Source organism: Chloroflexota bacterium (assembly GCA_026706485.1).
GTDB lineage: Bacteria > Chloroflexota > UBA11872 > UBA11872 > UBA11872 > JAJECS01.
Genome location: JAPOYR010000001.1, coordinates 1 through 14,322, shown reverse-complemented (window position 1 = coordinate 14,322; position 14,322 = coordinate 1). Strand labels below are relative to the sequence as shown.

Below are 14,322 nucleotides of genomic sequence, written 5' to 3'. Positions count from 1 at the left end.
ACGCCCTCGTGGGGCTGATCGGCTACTGCCCTGAATCGCTACGGATACCGCCATCGCGAGCAGTTGCTCGGACCGTCTCTAGCATGGCTGCGCCGCGTCTCGACCCGACCTACCTGACGGTCGGACACGTCACCCGCGACCTCCACCTAACGGGTTGGGAGTTCGGCGGCACGGCGTACTACAGCAGCCTCGCGGCTCAGCGCCTCGGGATGCGCGTCACGGCGCTCACGCGGGCCGCTGCGGGGGACGCGCACGCGCTGGCCGCGGCATTCCCCGACGTGCGGTGGATCGCTCGCGCCACGTCAGCGACAACCGCGATGCGCAACACCTATGGACCGCAAGGCCGAACCCAGCACGCCCCGGCGGTCGCCGCACCCTTCGATGTCGCCGACCTAGACGGACTGCCACGGGAGTTTTCGATCATGCACCTGGCGCCCGTGGTCGCCGAGATCGGCCCCGAACTGCTCGGCCACCTGCCGCGCGCCGATCTCACCGGCCTCACGGCTCAGGGGTTGCTGCGCCGCGTGGCCCCCGACGGCGTCGTGCACGGGCGAGGCTGGCCCGACGCCCGGGAATTCCTGGATTCCATCGATGTGCTTGTCCTGAGCAGCGAAGACATTGCAGCCGATCCCGCGTCCGGAATCGAGCATCTGCGGCGGGCCGCGATCGGCGTCCTCACCCGCGGTCCGCTGCCGGTGCAGGTATTCGCCGACGGCGGCTGTTCGGAAATACCCGTCCGCCAGGTGCCTGACGCCAGTCCAACCGGCGCCGGCGACGTGTTTGCGACCGCGCTGTTGGTGAGCTTCCAGGGCACGGGCAAGCTTGGCGAGGCCGTGGAGACCGCCGCCGCGCTCGCCACGCGCTGGGTCGAGCGCCGGTGGGACGCGTTCCCTCCGACCCCCGGCCCGCGATGAACTTCGACGTTCTCACCCTGGCGGCGGTGCGCCGCGAGATCGAGGACCGCGCCGTCGGCGGACGCATTCAGCGCGTCGTGTCGCCCGAGCCCAACCAGATCGGGCTCGAGGTCTATGCCAAGCGCGCCGCCAATCACCTCCTGATCCAGGCCGGCCCCGTGAATTCGCGGGTGCATTTCGTCCGTGGTCGCCTGCCCGCCGGCAAGGCGCCCGCAAGTCCGCTGCTCTTGTTGTTGCGCAAGTGGGTGCGCGGCGGGCGTCTGGTCGCGGCGACGCAACTCCCCCTGGAGCGCGTGCTGGAATTGCAGGTGCGCGCGCGTCCGGACCCCGACGGGCCGGTGGCCGAGCACCGCCTGATCGTGGAGATCATCGGCCGCCAGGCGAACGTCATCCTGGTTGACGACCAGGGGCTCATCCGCGATGCGCTGCGGCGCGTCCCGGGCGACGAAGGGCGTCGCCGCATCATGCCGCGGGCGCCGTACCGGCCACCCGCGCGCCTGTCGTTGCCCGCCCCAGGCGTTGCCTCGCCTGCCGATGTCGCGGCGCGGGCCGCTCGCGGCGTGCCGGCTTGGCGCGCCCTGCTGCAGTCCGTCGCGGGCGTAAGCCCCACGCTCGCTCGCGAGGCGCTGGCGCGCGCCGACGTCGACCCCGCAACGCCAAGTCTCGATGTTGCCACCTGGCCCGACGCGCTCGGGGCGCTTCGCGAAATTGCGACGGACGTCGATGCCGGCGCGACACAACCCTGCCTGGTGCCGATCGACGACGGGTGGCAGGCATTCGCCGCCTACCCGCTCAGCCACCTGGACCGCCGCTGCCAACCGGCGGGCTCGATGAGCGAGGCGCTGGAGGCCTTCTACGAGGCCGACGGTCCGGGGTCGTCCGTCGATACGGTGAAGGCGCGCGTGCTGGAGCCGCTTGACGCGGCCATTGCACGGGTCGAGCGTCGCATCGCTTCGCTGCGCACGGCAGCCCCGACCGGCGCCCAGATCAGCGCCGCGCGAGCCGCCGGCACGGACTTGCTGGAGCACGCCCACGTGATTCCGCCCGGCGCCGCGCAGGTCGAGGTGAACGGGCAGCGGCTCGACCTCGACCCCGCCAAATCCGTCGGCGCCAACGCCCAGACCTACTTCGCGCGATATCGGGATTTGAAGCGCGCCGCGCGTCTGGTTCCGCGGCGGCTGCGACGCGCGGAGCTGGAGCTGGCCTACCTGCGGCAAGCCGCGGACGACCTGCGACGGTCGGATTCACCGGCTGTCTCGCGCCAGATTGAAGCCCTCCTGGCCGAATCGGGCCACTTGCGCCGCCCGCGTCGCAAGCGAAGAGCCGAACCGGCGACGCCAATTGAACGCCGCATTGGCGGACATCGTGTGCTCGCCGGCCGCACCGCGGCCGAGAACCACCGCCTCACGTTCAAGGAGTCCGCCCCCGACGATTTGTGGTTTCACGCCCGCAACATGCCGGGAGCGCACGTGCTGCTGCGCGATTCGGGCGACGACCCTGCGCCGGAGTTGATTCACGCCGTGGCCCGACTGGCCGCGCACTTGAGCGCCGGCCACGCCGCGACGGCTGTCGACGTCGACGTCACCCGCCGCCGCCATGTGCGCGCCATTCGCGGGGCCGGACCGGGTCAGGTCACCTACCGCCACCACCGGACGCTCCGCGTCGCCCCGCTCGACCGCGCGGACTGACGCCCCCTCCGTCATTCCCGCGGAGGCGGGAATCCACCCGACCGTCACCTCCGGCCCCCGACCAACTCCGGCCGCCGAAGTCACGCCCGGAGCCTGTCCCCACAGGCGACGAGCCGGAATGACAGACAAGCCTCCATTTTCCCGGATGACGCAACCGCCCTAAGCGCGCCGCCGCTGGCACCGGGGGCAAATGTGCGTGCCCCGCTGCCCGATCACCAGACGCTCGATGGCCCGGCCGCACCGCGGACACGGCTCCCCGGTGCGTTGAAAGACGTTGAGCCGCTCCTGGTACCGGCCGCGCTCGCCGCGGCTCCCAACGTGCGTGCGAAAGCTCGTGCCGCCGTGCTCGATGCCGGCCCGGAGCGTGGTCACGATCGCCTGCGCCAGATTGTTCAGGCGGCGGCGGCTCAGCGACCCCGCAGGCGTCTCCGGGTGGATGCGCGCCAGCCACAGCGCCTCGTCCGCGTATATGTTCCCCACGCCGGCCACGATCTGCTGATCCAGCAACGTGGGCTTGATGGCCCGGCGACGTTTGCCCACCGCGGCCTGCAGCGTGCGACCGTCGAACCCAGGCTCCAGCGGCTCCGGTCCGAGGTCCGCCAACAACTCGTCAACGCCGGGCGGCGGCAGCAGCCAGGCCCTGCCGAAGCGCCGCATGTCCACGAAGTGCAGCGCCGGACCTTCGTCGAAGACCACCACCAGGCGTGTATGCCCCACGGGATCGTCCGCCGCCCGCAGGAAGATGCGGCCGCTCATCATCAGATGCAGCACCAACGCGCCGTCGTCCAGGCGCAGCAGCAGGTACTTCCCGCGGCGGTCGACGCGTTGCACGGCTTTCCCGCGAAGGCCGCGGCCGAACCCCTCGACCGACGGCGCGTGGACTAGGCTTGCGTCGCGAACCTCGGCCCGCAGCACGCGGCGACCCACGATGGCGGCAGCAAGATCACGTCGAATCGTCTCGACTTCGGGCAACTCGGGCATGGCGGGCCCAACCGATCCCAATGACCGCTGAGGATACGCACCGCGCCTCGCCGCCGTCGGATTCTGAGGCGCCGTCCGAAGCCCAAGCGCCCGCCGACGACACGCCCCGCCCGCCCAGCCGGCGGTTGCTGTGGCTGCAGATTGCGCTGCTCGTCGTCGCCATGGGCGGCAGCATCGCCGCCATCCCGTTCGCGGGCGAAATCCGCGCGGTCGGGGTGGCCGGATTCCTGCTGCTGTTCATCCTGTCGGTGCAGTCCGGCGCGCTGTTCATGCTTCCCGGATTCGGATTCGCCAGCATCGGCGCCTTCACCATCGTGTTCGGCGACCCGTGGCTGCCGGCGCTGGTGGGCACCACGGGACAGGTCATCGGCGAAATGGTGTCGTATCTCCTCGGAGCCACCGGATCGCCCTGGATCAGGCGTCAACAGGCCTACCGTCGAGTTGAGAATTGGATCAAGCGCTGGGGACTGCTGGTGGTGTTCGTCATCGCTGCCACCCCGAACCCGGTGTTCGACATCGCGGGCGCGGTGGCCGGCGCCGCCGGCCTCGGCTGGAAGCGATTCTTCGTCGCCTCCTGGGCCGGACGGCTCATCAAGAACGTCCTCATCGCCTTCCTCGCCCTCGGCGGCGCGGCCCTCTTCGAGCGGTGGTTGAGCTAGGAAACATCCGATCAAATCTGCTCCCTCCTCAAGAGATTCTTGCGTAATCCCCCCGTGGAGCCTGGAGCGCAGGTCCGGCCCCCTCTCCCCTGGAGGGTGTGCAGACCGGAGACATGGTTTACACATCGGAGCCGTGTGGGTATGCACTAATGCCGTAATGGCATGCTCTGCATAATGCGAACCACCATTTCGCTCGACGACCAGCTGGCCCGACGCGTCGGCCGGGAAGCCGCCGCGCGGGGCTTGAGCGTGAGCGCCTTCATCGCGCGGACCCTGGACGATGCGCTCAAGCGCCGCGAACCAACCCCCGCGCCGCCGTTTTAACTCGTGACCGTTCGCGGCAGTCGACCTCGTCACGGCGTGGATCTCGATCGGCCACGCTCACTTGACGCCCGTGACGATCTAGGCCGGCACCGCACCCGGAGCGCCTGATACTTGTCGCCGTACGCGAACGTCCGTAAAGGCGTGTGGCGATGGCCCAGCTGAATGTACGGCTAGACGCCAAGCAATGACGGCGGCTAGAGGAGCTGGCGGAAACTAGGGAGGCGCGAATCTCCGACGTAGTGCGCCGGCTAATCGACGACGCCTACGAAGACTTCCTGCGGGAGCGTCGGCGGCAAGCTGTCGAGCGATTGATCAAGCTGGAGGTCGAGGACCCGCCGGACCCGACAACCCTCTCGCGCGATCTGGAGGCGGCCCATGATCCCGGCGTCCGTCATTGACGCCAACATCCCGATCTCCGCGCGGGTCTGTAGTCGAGTCTTTTCCGGCGGAAGAAGGCTGCGAAAAGCCCCGTGTGCTCTGCATTTGTCCGCTCCAGGCCGGATACTATGGGACTTGACGATTTGAGTGCCGATCCGCAACGGAGCGTGACGTCATGGCCGACTACCAGAACCTGAAGAGCCGTATCGACCAGGGTGAAGTGATCGTCCTGGACGGCGCCATCGGAACCGAGCTCCAGGCCATGGGCGTGCCCATGGACCCCGCCGCGTGGTGCGGCCCGGGCAACTACACGCACGCGGCGACCGTGCGACAGATGCACGAACGCTACATCCGGGCGGGGGCCGACATCATCACCACCAATACCTTCAACAACCTGCGCCCCGCGCTGGAGGCTTCCGGCTACAGCGAGTTGGTGCGGGAAGTCAACGTGCGGGCCGTGGACGCGGCCCTTGAAGCAATCGACCGGGCCGCCGGCGACAAGCCTGTCTACATCGCCGGCTCCATCTCGTGCCGCATCCCCATCCGGGACCGAAGGACCGGAACCCTTCTGGGCGGCACGGGCTACGGCTATGGCGCCAGCCTTTCGGCGGAGGAATTGAGGGCTCACGCCGGAGAGCAGGCGAACATCCTCGCAGAGTCCGGCGTGGACTTTTTTCTGATCGAGAATCTGTGGGCCGACAATGAGTCCAGGGCGATTGCCGTGGAAGCGGCAAAGGCCACGGGCCTGCCCGTGTGGGTGGCCTTTACGGCCTCGGTCGCTGCCGACGGCCAGGCGGTCAGGATGAGTTTCGCGGACGACCGTGCCTACAGCACCGGCCTAGGCATGCCCATGTGGACGTCGACGTGGCGAACGGTCGACGACAACAAAAGCCTGGCCGACGGCGTCAAAGAGATCGCAGCGCTCGGTCCCGACGTGCTTGGCGTGTTTCACAGCCGGATTGGCGAAACCGCGGCGGCCCTTCAGGTCATGCTCGACCATTGGTCCGGGCCCGTCATCGTCTATCCCGACGCCGGCCGAGAAGACTATCTCGAGACCTGGCAGGACAGCAGCGTTGCCAACGAACAGACGGTGGCGGAGTTGACGCGGGAAGCGCTCACCTGGGTCGAAATGGGCGCCCAGATCATTGGCACCTGCTGCGGTTTCGGCGCCGATTACACCAAGGCGTTGCGGGGCGCCCTGCCGGACCGGATCGCATCGCCGCGAAACGGCGCCTAGGCCAAAGATTTCCAAGCACCTCTGAGGTAGAGCAGACCTCCGGATCGACGGGAGGGACTTCAGGTGGAATCGAAACCGCTGGTGGTTGTCGGGGCGGGGGTGGCGGGCACGGCCGCCGCCATCGAGGCGGCCCGAGCCGGCGTGCGGGTCACGCTCGTCGACGAGAACCCCATTGGCGCTTCCATGATGGCGCTGGACGTGCCCCAGTTCTTCGGCCAACGGGCCATGGACCCGCTCCCCGCCAGGGACGTGTTGCTGGAGAGGGCAGTTTCGGCCAATCACGCGCTGGCTGAAGCCGAGGAAGCCGGCGTCGAGGTTCAGCTTGGAACCTGCGTCTGGGGCGCGTTTGGCAATTCCGCAACCAGCCGGGTGCTCGACGGCCCCCAGCTCGGGCTCGCCGACCACGAACGGTCGTGGATGATCAAGCACGACCGGCTCATCGTGGCGGCCGGCGCCCGGGACCTGGCGCTGTCCTTTCCCGGGTCGGGGTTGGCCGGCGTCATGGGCGCCAACGGCGCCCACGCGCTGATGAGCCGCTACCGGGCGTTGACCTCGCGGCGCATGGTGGTCCTGGGCTCCGGCGACCTGGGCCTCAACACCGCCCGGATGGCGCAGGAACACGATGTTGAGGTGGCCGCCGTCGTGGACGTCTCCGCCTCCGTGCGCGGCGACGAGGCCCTCATGGCGCGGTTGCGGGGCACGGGCGTCGAGCTATACACCTCCCACACCGTCAAGAAAGCCGTCGGCGGGGCCGACGAGATCGAGTCCGTCGTGCTGGTCGGGATCGACGAAAACTGCAAGCCGGTTGCCGGCACCGAGAAGGTCGTCTCCGCCGACATCGTTTGCCTTGCCATCGGCCTGGTTCCCAACGTGGAGCTCCTCGGTCTCCTGGGGTGCGACCTCAGCTTTACGTCCGAGCGCGGCGGGTGGGCGCCGGTCCATGACGATCGAATGCGGACCAGCGTCGACTCGGTGTTCGTCGCGGGGGATGTCGCCGGCTGCCATGACGGAATGGTTGTGGACACCGAAATCGCACAAGCCCAGGGCCGCCTGGCCGGACTTGCCGCCGCCGAGTCGCTCGGCGCGATTGACAAGGACGATGCGCTCGCCCAGCGAAATGACCTCCGGCCGGCGGCGCTCGACGCAACGCCCGCCGACGCGCAATCCGGCTGGCAGCGATGGCATCGATCCCTCGTCAATACCGGTGGGCTGGAAGTCTTCGTGTGCCAGTGCGAGGAGGTCACGCGCGCCGAGATCATCGGCTTGCAGGCGCCGCGCTATCTGGGGCGAGGGTCGGAGAAGTCGAGTCGCCGCGGCCTGCGGACCCAGGTGAGGGCCAACCCGGTCAACGCCGACCAGGTCAAGCGCCTGACACGGGCCGGCATGGGCCACTGCCAGGGCCGGCTGTGCCGGGAGCAGGTGTCGCTGCTGCTGGCCGAGGAATCCGGCGCCGACATCGCCGACATCCCCTACATGTCCTACCGGCCGCCGGTGCGTCCGCTCCCGCTGCGGGTCATGTGGCCCCACGATGAGCCGGAGCAGGTGCGCAGCGAGTGGCCCAAGTGGTTCAGCCCGACGAGTCGGGTGCTGGGATAGGCGGCGGCGCATGGACAGCGCAGACGTCGTCATCATCGGGGCCGGCGTTTCGGGCCTGAGCTCGGCCTATCGCCTGGCCAAGGCGGGCCGGGATGTCGTCGTCGTCGACAAGGGGATCGTCGGGGGCGAGGCGTCCGGGCGCAACGGCGGCATGGTCAGCGAGCGGGTCGACGAGCCGACGCTGATTCCGCTGGCCGTGGAAGCCACAAGACTATGGGAGACGCTGGCCGATGAGCTGGGCTATCCCACCGAGTTCGTCCAGGAAGGTCGGCTCCAGGTCGCCGTGACGGAGGAGGAGATGGGCGCCCTCCACGGCGAACGGGACATCGCGCTGCGCCACGGCCTGCACGCGGAAATGGTCGATCCCCAGGAGATTCGGGACATGATTCCCGGCATCACCGAGCGGACGCTCGGTGGGCTCTTCTTCGCCAAGGGCGGACACGCCAACACCCAGTTGGCAGTCCAGGCGTTCGCCTGGGCGTTTCAAGACCTGGGCGGCAGGCTCTACCAGAACACCGCCGTCACGGGCTTCCAGGTCGTTGGCGACAGGGTCACGGCGGTGGAGACGACCGCCGGCCCAATCGCCGCCGACATGGTCGTCGCCGCCGCCGGGCCGCAGACTGGGCTGATGGCGGGGCTGGTGGGCGTGCACATTCCCGTGGCCCCGGCACGGGTGGAGATCCTGGCGACCGCCCCCATTGAGCCACTCACAAGCATCGCCCTGGTGGGGAACGGGCTCTACGGACACCAGGCCGTGCGGGGAAACCTGATCTTTGGCGGCGGCGCCCACGAATGGGCCGACGTGGACCTCACCACCACGCCCGGCAAGCCCAACACACCGCTCATCAGGAGCATCGCCAGGCGGCTCGCGGAGCTGCTGCCCGACGTAGCCGACGTGCCGGTGATTCGCAGTTGGGCCGGTGTCGTGGAACAGGCCCCGGACTACATGCCGATCATCGACATCCTGGACTCCCCCAGCAACTACGTGGTCGTCACCGCCTCGGCGCACGGCTTCGGCATCTCCCCGGCCACAGGCAAGGTCGTCAGCGACCTGGTGCTCTACGGCGAAACGAACATCGACATCGGCGGCCTGGGGCTAGGACGCTTCGCCAACGTCACCCCCAACTGGCGCCACCAACGCGGCTGGATTCCGGCTCCCAACCGATCCTGACCGCGGCGTCCGCCACGACGGCGCAGTTAACGGTCGTCAGAATTGGTGGACCAGCGTGAACGTTAGATGGCACCGTCCTTTGAATGTGGCTGGGTGGCCTGCAGACTATGGTCCGCGGCATCAAACACTCCATGCCTCCGAACTTGAACCAGACCCCCTCGCCGCCCCTAACGCGAGCCAACAGATTTGTTGCCAACAAATGCGTTGGCATGCTACGCTATAGCCAAGCTGGAAACTGCAGGAGCTAGAATCGAGATGACGACACTACGGATGAGCAGCAACTGGGTTGATGGAGATCGGTTCTTCGACCGTGAGGTGGAACTACAGTTGCTGCGGGAGCGGGTGAAGGACGGTACACATACGCTGCTGACCGCGCAGCGCCGGATGGGCAAGACGAGCCTAGTGCGAGAGCTGCTACGTCAATTGGATGACGATCAAGAGATCGTGACAGTGTTCGTGGACTTGGAAGGGGCCATGGACGCCGAGGACGCAGTCGCCGAAATAGCCACCCAGGCACGCCCGCTTCAGAGTGTACGCAGACGGATAACGTCGTGGTTGAGGAATAGTGTTCGCGACGTCCGCGACAACATTGAAGAGCTGGGTATATCCGAACTTCACGTGAAGTTACGCGCGGGTCTGAACGCCGGAAACTGGCACCAAATCGGGGATCAGGTTTTCGAGGCATTGGCGGCCGACGACAGACTAATTGTGCTGGCTATCGACGAGTTGCCTATATTGGTCAACCGTCTACTAATGGGACACGAGTACGAGATCACCCCTGAACGCTTGGCGGTTACGGACGGTTTCATGGGCTGGTTGAGGAAATGTTGCCAGACTTACGAGGGCAAAATCTGTTTGATCATCTCGGGCAGCGTAGGGCTCGAACCGGTCCTCAGTCAAGCCAGACTAAGCGCCCATGCTAATGTCTATACAACCCTTGACCTCAGGCCCTGGTCCCAAGAAGTTGCAGCGGAATGCCTGGCGGCGTTAGCTCGGGGATACAAAGTGTGCCTTGCCGATGAAATACGGTGGGAAATGTGCCGTCGGCTCCGCTGTTGCGTGCCGCATCATGTGCAGTTGTTCTTCCACCACCTCTATGAGCACCTGAGTAGGAACCAGCGGTACAAGGCCACACTGGACGATGTGGAACTTGTATATAAGCGGGATCTACTGAGCGTGCGAGGTCAGGCCGGTTTAGTTCACTACGAAGAGCGCCTGCGGATGGTGCTAGGAGATGGGGGTTATACCGAGGCTTTGAGCCTTCTGTCCGAGGCCGTCGTAAACGGCGGACAGTTGACCCACAGGGTGATCGAACTCTATCGCAGTGAGGCAGCCGAGACGGCCGAGGAGAACAACGTGGTCAACGTGCTGTATGTTCTGCAGCATGACGGGTATCTTGAGGAGTGCGAAGGCGGCTACGCTTTCGTGTCCGGTCTGCTTGAGGACTGGTGGCGCGCCAGGCATGGCCAGAGTTTCACTTCGATAGTTGACCGGTAGGTCAGATCGGGAGGCCCGCTATGGTCGTCGGCATAAAGAAGTACAATCCCGGTTTTCTCAGTGACGGTGAGATCGTGGCGTCGTTCTGCGTAAGGAACGCCGAATTCCAGTCTCTCCTGGAATCGTTGCACGCCAGCGATGGTAATTCCAATGTGCATTCTCTTGTAATTGGTCCCCGGGGCAGCGGGAAGACTCACCTTCTGTTGCGAGTGGCCGCAGAGACACGCCGCAATGTCCTACTGTCAGATTTCTACCCGATCACATTTGCCGAGGAGAGCTACGAAATTGCGACGGTCGGGGAATTCTGGCTCGAGTGCCTGAATCATCTGGCCGAGCAGGCTCCGGAAAGTGAGCGTGCGAATCTAAGGCTGTCCCACAGGGACCTGAGCACTATAGGAGATGATCGGGATCTCGCGGGGCGTTGTTTGGGAACCATTCTTGACTACGCGGACCGCCATGCGAAGCGCCTGCTGCTGTTGGTGGAAAACCTGAATATGCTCTTCGCCGACATAGCAGACCCCGACGCTGGATGGCAGTTGCGCCACGTGCTACAGACTGAACCTCGAATAGTATTGATTGGGAGCGCCACCAGCCGATTTGACGAGATTGACCACCCGGACCACGCGCTCTATGACCTCTTCAGGGTGATTGCGTTGCCGGCACTCAACTCTGACGACTGTGACACGCTCTGGTCATCACTGTCAGGACAACCCAGAGGAAGTCAGCAAATCAGGCCACTCCAGATCCTTACTGGAGGGAATCCGCGCCTAATCTCAGTGGTAGCTGGATTCGAGAAAACGTACTCGTTCAAGGAGCTCATGTCCAATCTACTGAACCTAGTTGATGAGCATACCGAATACTTCAAGAGTCATATTGAAGCTCTTCCGCCGCAAGAGAGACGAATCTACTTGGCGTTGGCCAGATTGTGGAAACCAGCGACGGCCAAGGAGGTCGCGTCCCAGGCTCGCGTGAATGTCAACAAGTGCAGTGCGCAACTAAAACGGTTAGTCGATCGCGGCGCTGTGTCGATGGAGGACAGAGCGAAACGACGGCGAATTTACTGCGTCGTGGAAAGAATGTACAACATTTACTATCTGCTGAGGCGTCCCGGAGCCGAGAGTCATATGGTAGACGCACTAGTGCGCTTCATGGGGAGCTACTATTCGCCAGACGAAATGATACGAATTGGCGTCGGTATGGCCAAGGGATTGGACCGAGATGATCCGCGACTAATGCAGATCCAGTCCACGGCATTTCGATATTTGCTTGCGTTACCGGAGTTAGACGATCTTATCGTGGACCTATTGACACAGGATGCAGTCATCAACGCATTTGGATCCTCGGAATCACCTGATATTGTTGAGCCTATAGTATACGCGTTAATCGTTAAGGCAAAAGCATTGGAAGCGGACCAACGTCTTGAGGAGTCGCTCGGCTGTTGGGAAGATGCTATCCGTGTGGCGAGCGATGTTGGCGGCGACAGCCTCACTGTCGCTAGAGGCGTGGCGACATTGAGTAAAATCAGCTTGCTAAGGAAACTGGAACGGAACGACGAAGCCGTCAAAACAGTTGCAATCAGTTTTCTCGATTGTGACCAACGCATCGACCTCGATACGGCGGACGCAATAGTCAGAATGGATCTGGGTATTGGTGATGTCTCGGCGCATCCCGTAGGAGTCGCTTATCGAGCCTTGGCCTTGCTGATTCACGGAAACGTTGAGGCGGCAATCTGCGAGATCGATTCCGCCTTGGATCTTCTTGGAAATGGCACTGAAGATAGTGACCGCCAATTGCGTGGAATAGCTATCGTGATGAAGGGCCTATTAGTGGCTACACAGGGTCGCACTATCGAGAAGACCAATGCTGAGAAGTTGCTCGGGGACATCGGGGCGCGAGGCCTTATGGTGCTTCCCACTCACACTGTTCATGTCTTGCTTCAGCACTTTGCAACGATTGAACCTGAGGAGGCATTGGCCCTGATCGAGAGCGCCGGTGCGGTTAATCCCCTTAGGCCGATAGTAGTGGCATTGCAAAGAGAGCTTGGCCAAGGCCCATCGGTGGCTCGGGAACTCGATGAAGTATCCAAAGACGTGCACGATACAATCAGTCGATTGAGAGAGAGAGTCGATGAGCGCTGTGATTAGATTCGGCGAGCTGCCGTTGATTATGGGTTGCCACCAAGGCACTCGAGGGCTACGGTAGAGTCCTGATCGAGGGCGGGGTCGAGAAGTGATCCAGAACCATAAGTCGATGAGGTGACGGCAGCACCGATCGTCAGGCGCACTTTCGAAATGTGCGAGGCCGGAAGCGGAATGGTAGAGGACGCCCACGCTTGAGCGTCGAGGGCATCGCTGATACCTGAGACATGTTCTGGGGCAAACTCAGCGTCTACAAGGTCCTTGCCAACGTGGCTATCGCGCGGATTCTAGTGTGCGGAGTGAACTCCAAGGAAAGGGCGATCCGGTGCAGGTGGAAATCCTGGCGGCCGCTCCCCTGGAGCCGCACTTTGCCTTCGCCATGTTAGGAACGGACTCTACGGACACCAGGCCGTGAGGGGAAACCTGATCTTTGGTGGAGGCGCCCACGAATGGGCCGACGTGGACCTCACCACCACGCCCGGCAAGCCCAACACGCCGCTCATCAGGAGCATCGCCAGGCGGCTCGCGGAGCTGCTGCCGGAAGTGGTGGACGTGCCGGTCATTCGCAGCTGGGCCGGGGTGGTGGAACAGGCGCCGGACTACATGCCGATCATCGACATCCTGGACTCCCCCAGCAACTACGTCGTCGTCACAGCCTCCGCCCACGGCTTCGGCATCTCCCCAGCCACGGGCAAGGTCGTCAGCGACCTGGTCCTCTACGGCGAGACCAACATCGACATCGGCGGCCTAGGCCTGGGACGCTTCGCCAACGTCACCCCCAACTGGCGCCACCAGCGCGGTTGGATCCCGGCTCCCACCCAGTCCTGACTCCTGCGTCCGCCGCAACGGCGCGGCCACGACATCGATCTGTGTGTCCTGTTCGCGGCCTCGTAGACGGCCAGCGCGGTGCGCGTCCACTAGCGAGCGGGCGTGTCCGGGCAGATCACCATGTGGGAGCCGTCGGCGTTGGTATGCACCGCGTGGGGCGCGCCCGCGAGGTCGAAGAGCAACTTGTAGCCCGGCGTGATGACCTGGGCGTAGGCATAGCCCTCCTGCGGGCAACCGAGGCTGGTGTCCGACCAGTCCATGGCCTCGGAACTGATGAGCGTGTAGCTTCCCACGCCCACCTCTTGCTCCAAGAGCCGCCGCGCCGCGGCCTCGATCTCGCTCGGTGCTTCGCCAGTTGCGGTCTCGCTGGCAGTCGGCGTGCGCGAATCAGGCGAGGGAGCAGTTGCGTCCGGCGCGACGGGCGATGCGACCGGCTCCGGTGCCTTCGTTTCATCAGCGCCGTCACAAGCCACCGCGACCATGAGCGCAGCCGCCGTCGCAAGCACCAGCAGCAACCGGATCGTCGTCAGTCTCACAAGAGTCTCATCAGGCCCGTTCGGAGGCCGAGGCGGCGGACTGAACCTCGCGGCGCACCCCTCCAGGCAACACCGCCAGCTTGCGTCTCAAGGGAAAGGTTCTTGATTTCGTCCAGTGTGGTGGACCCAGTCGGACTCGAACCGACGACCTCCTCAATGCCATTGAGGCGCTCTTCCAACTGAGCTATGGGCCCCGGGGCCGACATTATGCCCCGCTGGCAGGCGGGGCGTGGGACTTTGGCCGATCAGGTGGCGGGCCAACCTGCACGGCGCCCGATGCTTACGCGCGCGGCCGGGAGTTCGGCCCCCTCTCCCACGGGGTGTGCAGACCGGAGACATGGTTTACACCCGTTCGGGGACATGGTTTACACATCG

The 14,322-nt window shown here is 64.9% G+C and carries 12 protein-coding genes, 1 tRNA gene and 1 pseudogene; 11 read left to right on the top strand and 3 right to left on the bottom strand.

Going from position 1 to position 14,322, the window contains the following annotated elements:
• Nucleotides 1–83: 83 nt before the first annotated feature.
• Both OXG79_00070 and OXG79_00065 read left to right on the top strand, forming a co-directional pair.
• Nucleotides 84–914 carry a hypothetical protein gene (locus OXG79_00070; protein MCY3782167.1) on the top strand — a complete coding sequence of 277 codons (831 nt, stop codon included), beginning with the start codon at nucleotides 84–86 and terminating at the stop codon, nucleotides 912–914.
• The gene (locus tag OXG79_00065) at nucleotides 911–2,602 is read left to right on the top strand and encodes an NFACT RNA binding domain-containing protein (protein MCY3782166.1); all 1,692 of its coding nucleotides are present in this window, start codon (nucleotides 911–913) and stop codon (nucleotides 2,600–2,602) included. Before OXG79_00070 ends, OXG79_00065 begins: the two co-directional genes overlap by 4 nt.
• Before the next feature lie 159 nt (nucleotides 2,603–2,761).
• On the opposite strand, the gene mutM is transcribed toward OXG79_00065, so the two are convergent.
• Nucleotides 2,762–3,583 carry a bifunctional DNA-formamidopyrimidine glycosylase/DNA-(apurinic or apyrimidinic site) lyase gene (mutM, locus tag OXG79_00060; protein MCY3782165.1) on the bottom strand — a complete coding sequence of 274 codons (822 nt, stop codon included), beginning with the start codon at nucleotides 3,581–3,583 and terminating at the stop codon, nucleotides 2,762–2,764.
• Between the two features lie 20 nt (nucleotides 3,584–3,603).
• Between mutM and OXG79_00055 the strand changes: the two genes are divergently transcribed.
• The 9 genes and pseudogenes from OXG79_00055 to OXG79_00015 all read left to right on the top strand — a co-directional run bounded on the left by OXG79_00055 (nucleotide 3,604) and on the right by OXG79_00015 (nucleotide 13,411).
• A complete protein-coding gene (locus OXG79_00055; protein MCY3782164.1) occupies nucleotides 3,604–4,242 on the top strand; it encodes a VTT domain-containing protein in 639 nt (212 codons plus the stop codon).
• Between the two features lie 174 nt (nucleotides 4,243–4,416).
• Nucleotides 4,417–4,566: a ribbon-helix-helix domain-containing protein gene (locus OXG79_00050; GenBank protein MCY3782163.1), complete on the top strand. Its 150-nt coding sequence runs from the start codon at nucleotides 4,417–4,419 to the stop codon at nucleotides 4,564–4,566.
• A 239-nt stretch (nucleotides 4,567–4,805) separates the two neighbouring features.
• The gene (locus OXG79_00045; protein ID MCY3782162.1) at nucleotides 4,806–4,964 is read left to right on the top strand and encodes a hypothetical protein; all 159 of its coding nucleotides are present in this window, start codon (nucleotides 4,806–4,808) and stop codon (nucleotides 4,962–4,964) included.
• A 155-nt stretch (nucleotides 4,965–5,119) separates the two neighbouring features.
• Nucleotides 5,120–6,181, top strand: coding sequence for a homocysteine S-methyltransferase family protein (locus OXG79_00040; GenBank protein MCY3782161.1), 1,062 nt, complete (start codon nucleotides 5,120–5,122; stop codon nucleotides 6,179–6,181).
• 63 nt (nucleotides 6,182–6,244) lie between these two features.
• The gene (locus tag OXG79_00035) at nucleotides 6,245–7,777 is read left to right on the top strand and encodes an NAD(P)/FAD-dependent oxidoreductase (protein MCY3782160.1); all 1,533 of its coding nucleotides are present in this window, start codon (nucleotides 6,245–6,247) and stop codon (nucleotides 7,775–7,777) included.
• Nucleotides 7,778–7,787: 10 nt separating this feature from the next.
• A complete protein-coding gene (locus OXG79_00030; protein MCY3782159.1) occupies nucleotides 7,788–8,948 on the top strand; it encodes an FAD-binding oxidoreductase in 1,161 nt (386 codons plus the stop codon).
• A gap of 270 nt (nucleotides 8,949–9,218) precedes the next feature.
• The gene (locus OXG79_00025; protein ID MCY3782158.1) at nucleotides 9,219–10,445 is read left to right on the top strand and encodes an ATP-binding protein; all 1,227 of its coding nucleotides are present in this window, start codon (nucleotides 9,219–9,221) and stop codon (nucleotides 10,443–10,445) included.
• Between the two features lie 20 nt (nucleotides 10,446–10,465).
• Nucleotides 10,466–12,589: a hypothetical protein gene (locus tag OXG79_00020; GenBank protein MCY3782157.1), complete on the top strand. Its 2,124-nt coding sequence runs from the start codon at nucleotides 10,466–10,468 to the stop codon at nucleotides 12,587–12,589.
• Between the two features lie 390 nt (nucleotides 12,590–12,979).
• A pseudogene (locus OXG79_00015) lies at nucleotides 12,980–13,411 on the top strand (FAD-binding oxidoreductase).
• Nucleotides 13,412–13,500: 89 nt separating this feature from the next.
• Here the strand turns inward: OXG79_00015 and OXG79_00010 are convergent.
• Nucleotides 13,501–13,947 carry a hypothetical protein gene (locus OXG79_00010; protein ID MCY3782156.1) on the bottom strand — a complete coding sequence of 149 codons (447 nt, stop codon included), beginning with the start codon at nucleotides 13,945–13,947 and terminating at the stop codon, nucleotides 13,501–13,503.
• A 118-nt stretch (nucleotides 13,948–14,065) separates the two neighbouring features.
• Nucleotides 14,066–14,141 (bottom strand) — tRNA-Ala (locus tag OXG79_00005).
• Between the last annotated feature and the right edge of the window lie 181 nt (nucleotides 14,142–14,322).

Coding starts and splice junctions, on each gene's coding strand:
- OXG79_00025 (MCY3782158.1), top strand. CDS start 9,219: ATGAGCAGCAACTGGGTTGATGGAGATCGGTTCTTCGACCGTGAGGTG.
- OXG79_00055 (MCY3782164.1), top strand. CDS start 3,604: ATGACCGCTGAGGATACGCACCGCGCCTCGCCGCCGTCGGATTCTGAG.
- OXG79_00065 (MCY3782166.1), top strand. CDS start 911: ATGAACTTCGACGTTCTCACCCTGGCGGCGGTGCGCCGCGAGATCGAG.
- OXG79_00020 (MCY3782157.1), top strand. CDS start 10,466: ATGGTCGTCGGCATAAAGAAGTACAATCCCGGTTTTCTCAGTGACGGT.
- OXG79_00030 (MCY3782159.1), top strand. CDS start 7,788: ATGGACAGCGCAGACGTCGTCATCATCGGGGCCGGCGTTTCGGGCCTG.
- OXG79_00070 (MCY3782167.1), top strand. CDS start 84: ATGGCTGCGCCGCGTCTCGACCCGACCTACCTGACGGTCGGACACGTC.
- OXG79_00050 (MCY3782163.1), top strand. CDS start 4,417: ATGCGAACCACCATTTCGCTCGACGACCAGCTGGCCCGACGCGTCGGC.
- mutM (MCY3782165.1), bottom strand. CDS start 3,583: ATGCCCGAGTTGCCCGAAGTCGAGACGATTCGACGTGATCTTGCTGCC.
- OXG79_00040 (MCY3782161.1), top strand. CDS start 5,120: ATGGCCGACTACCAGAACCTGAAGAGCCGTATCGACCAGGGTGAAGTG.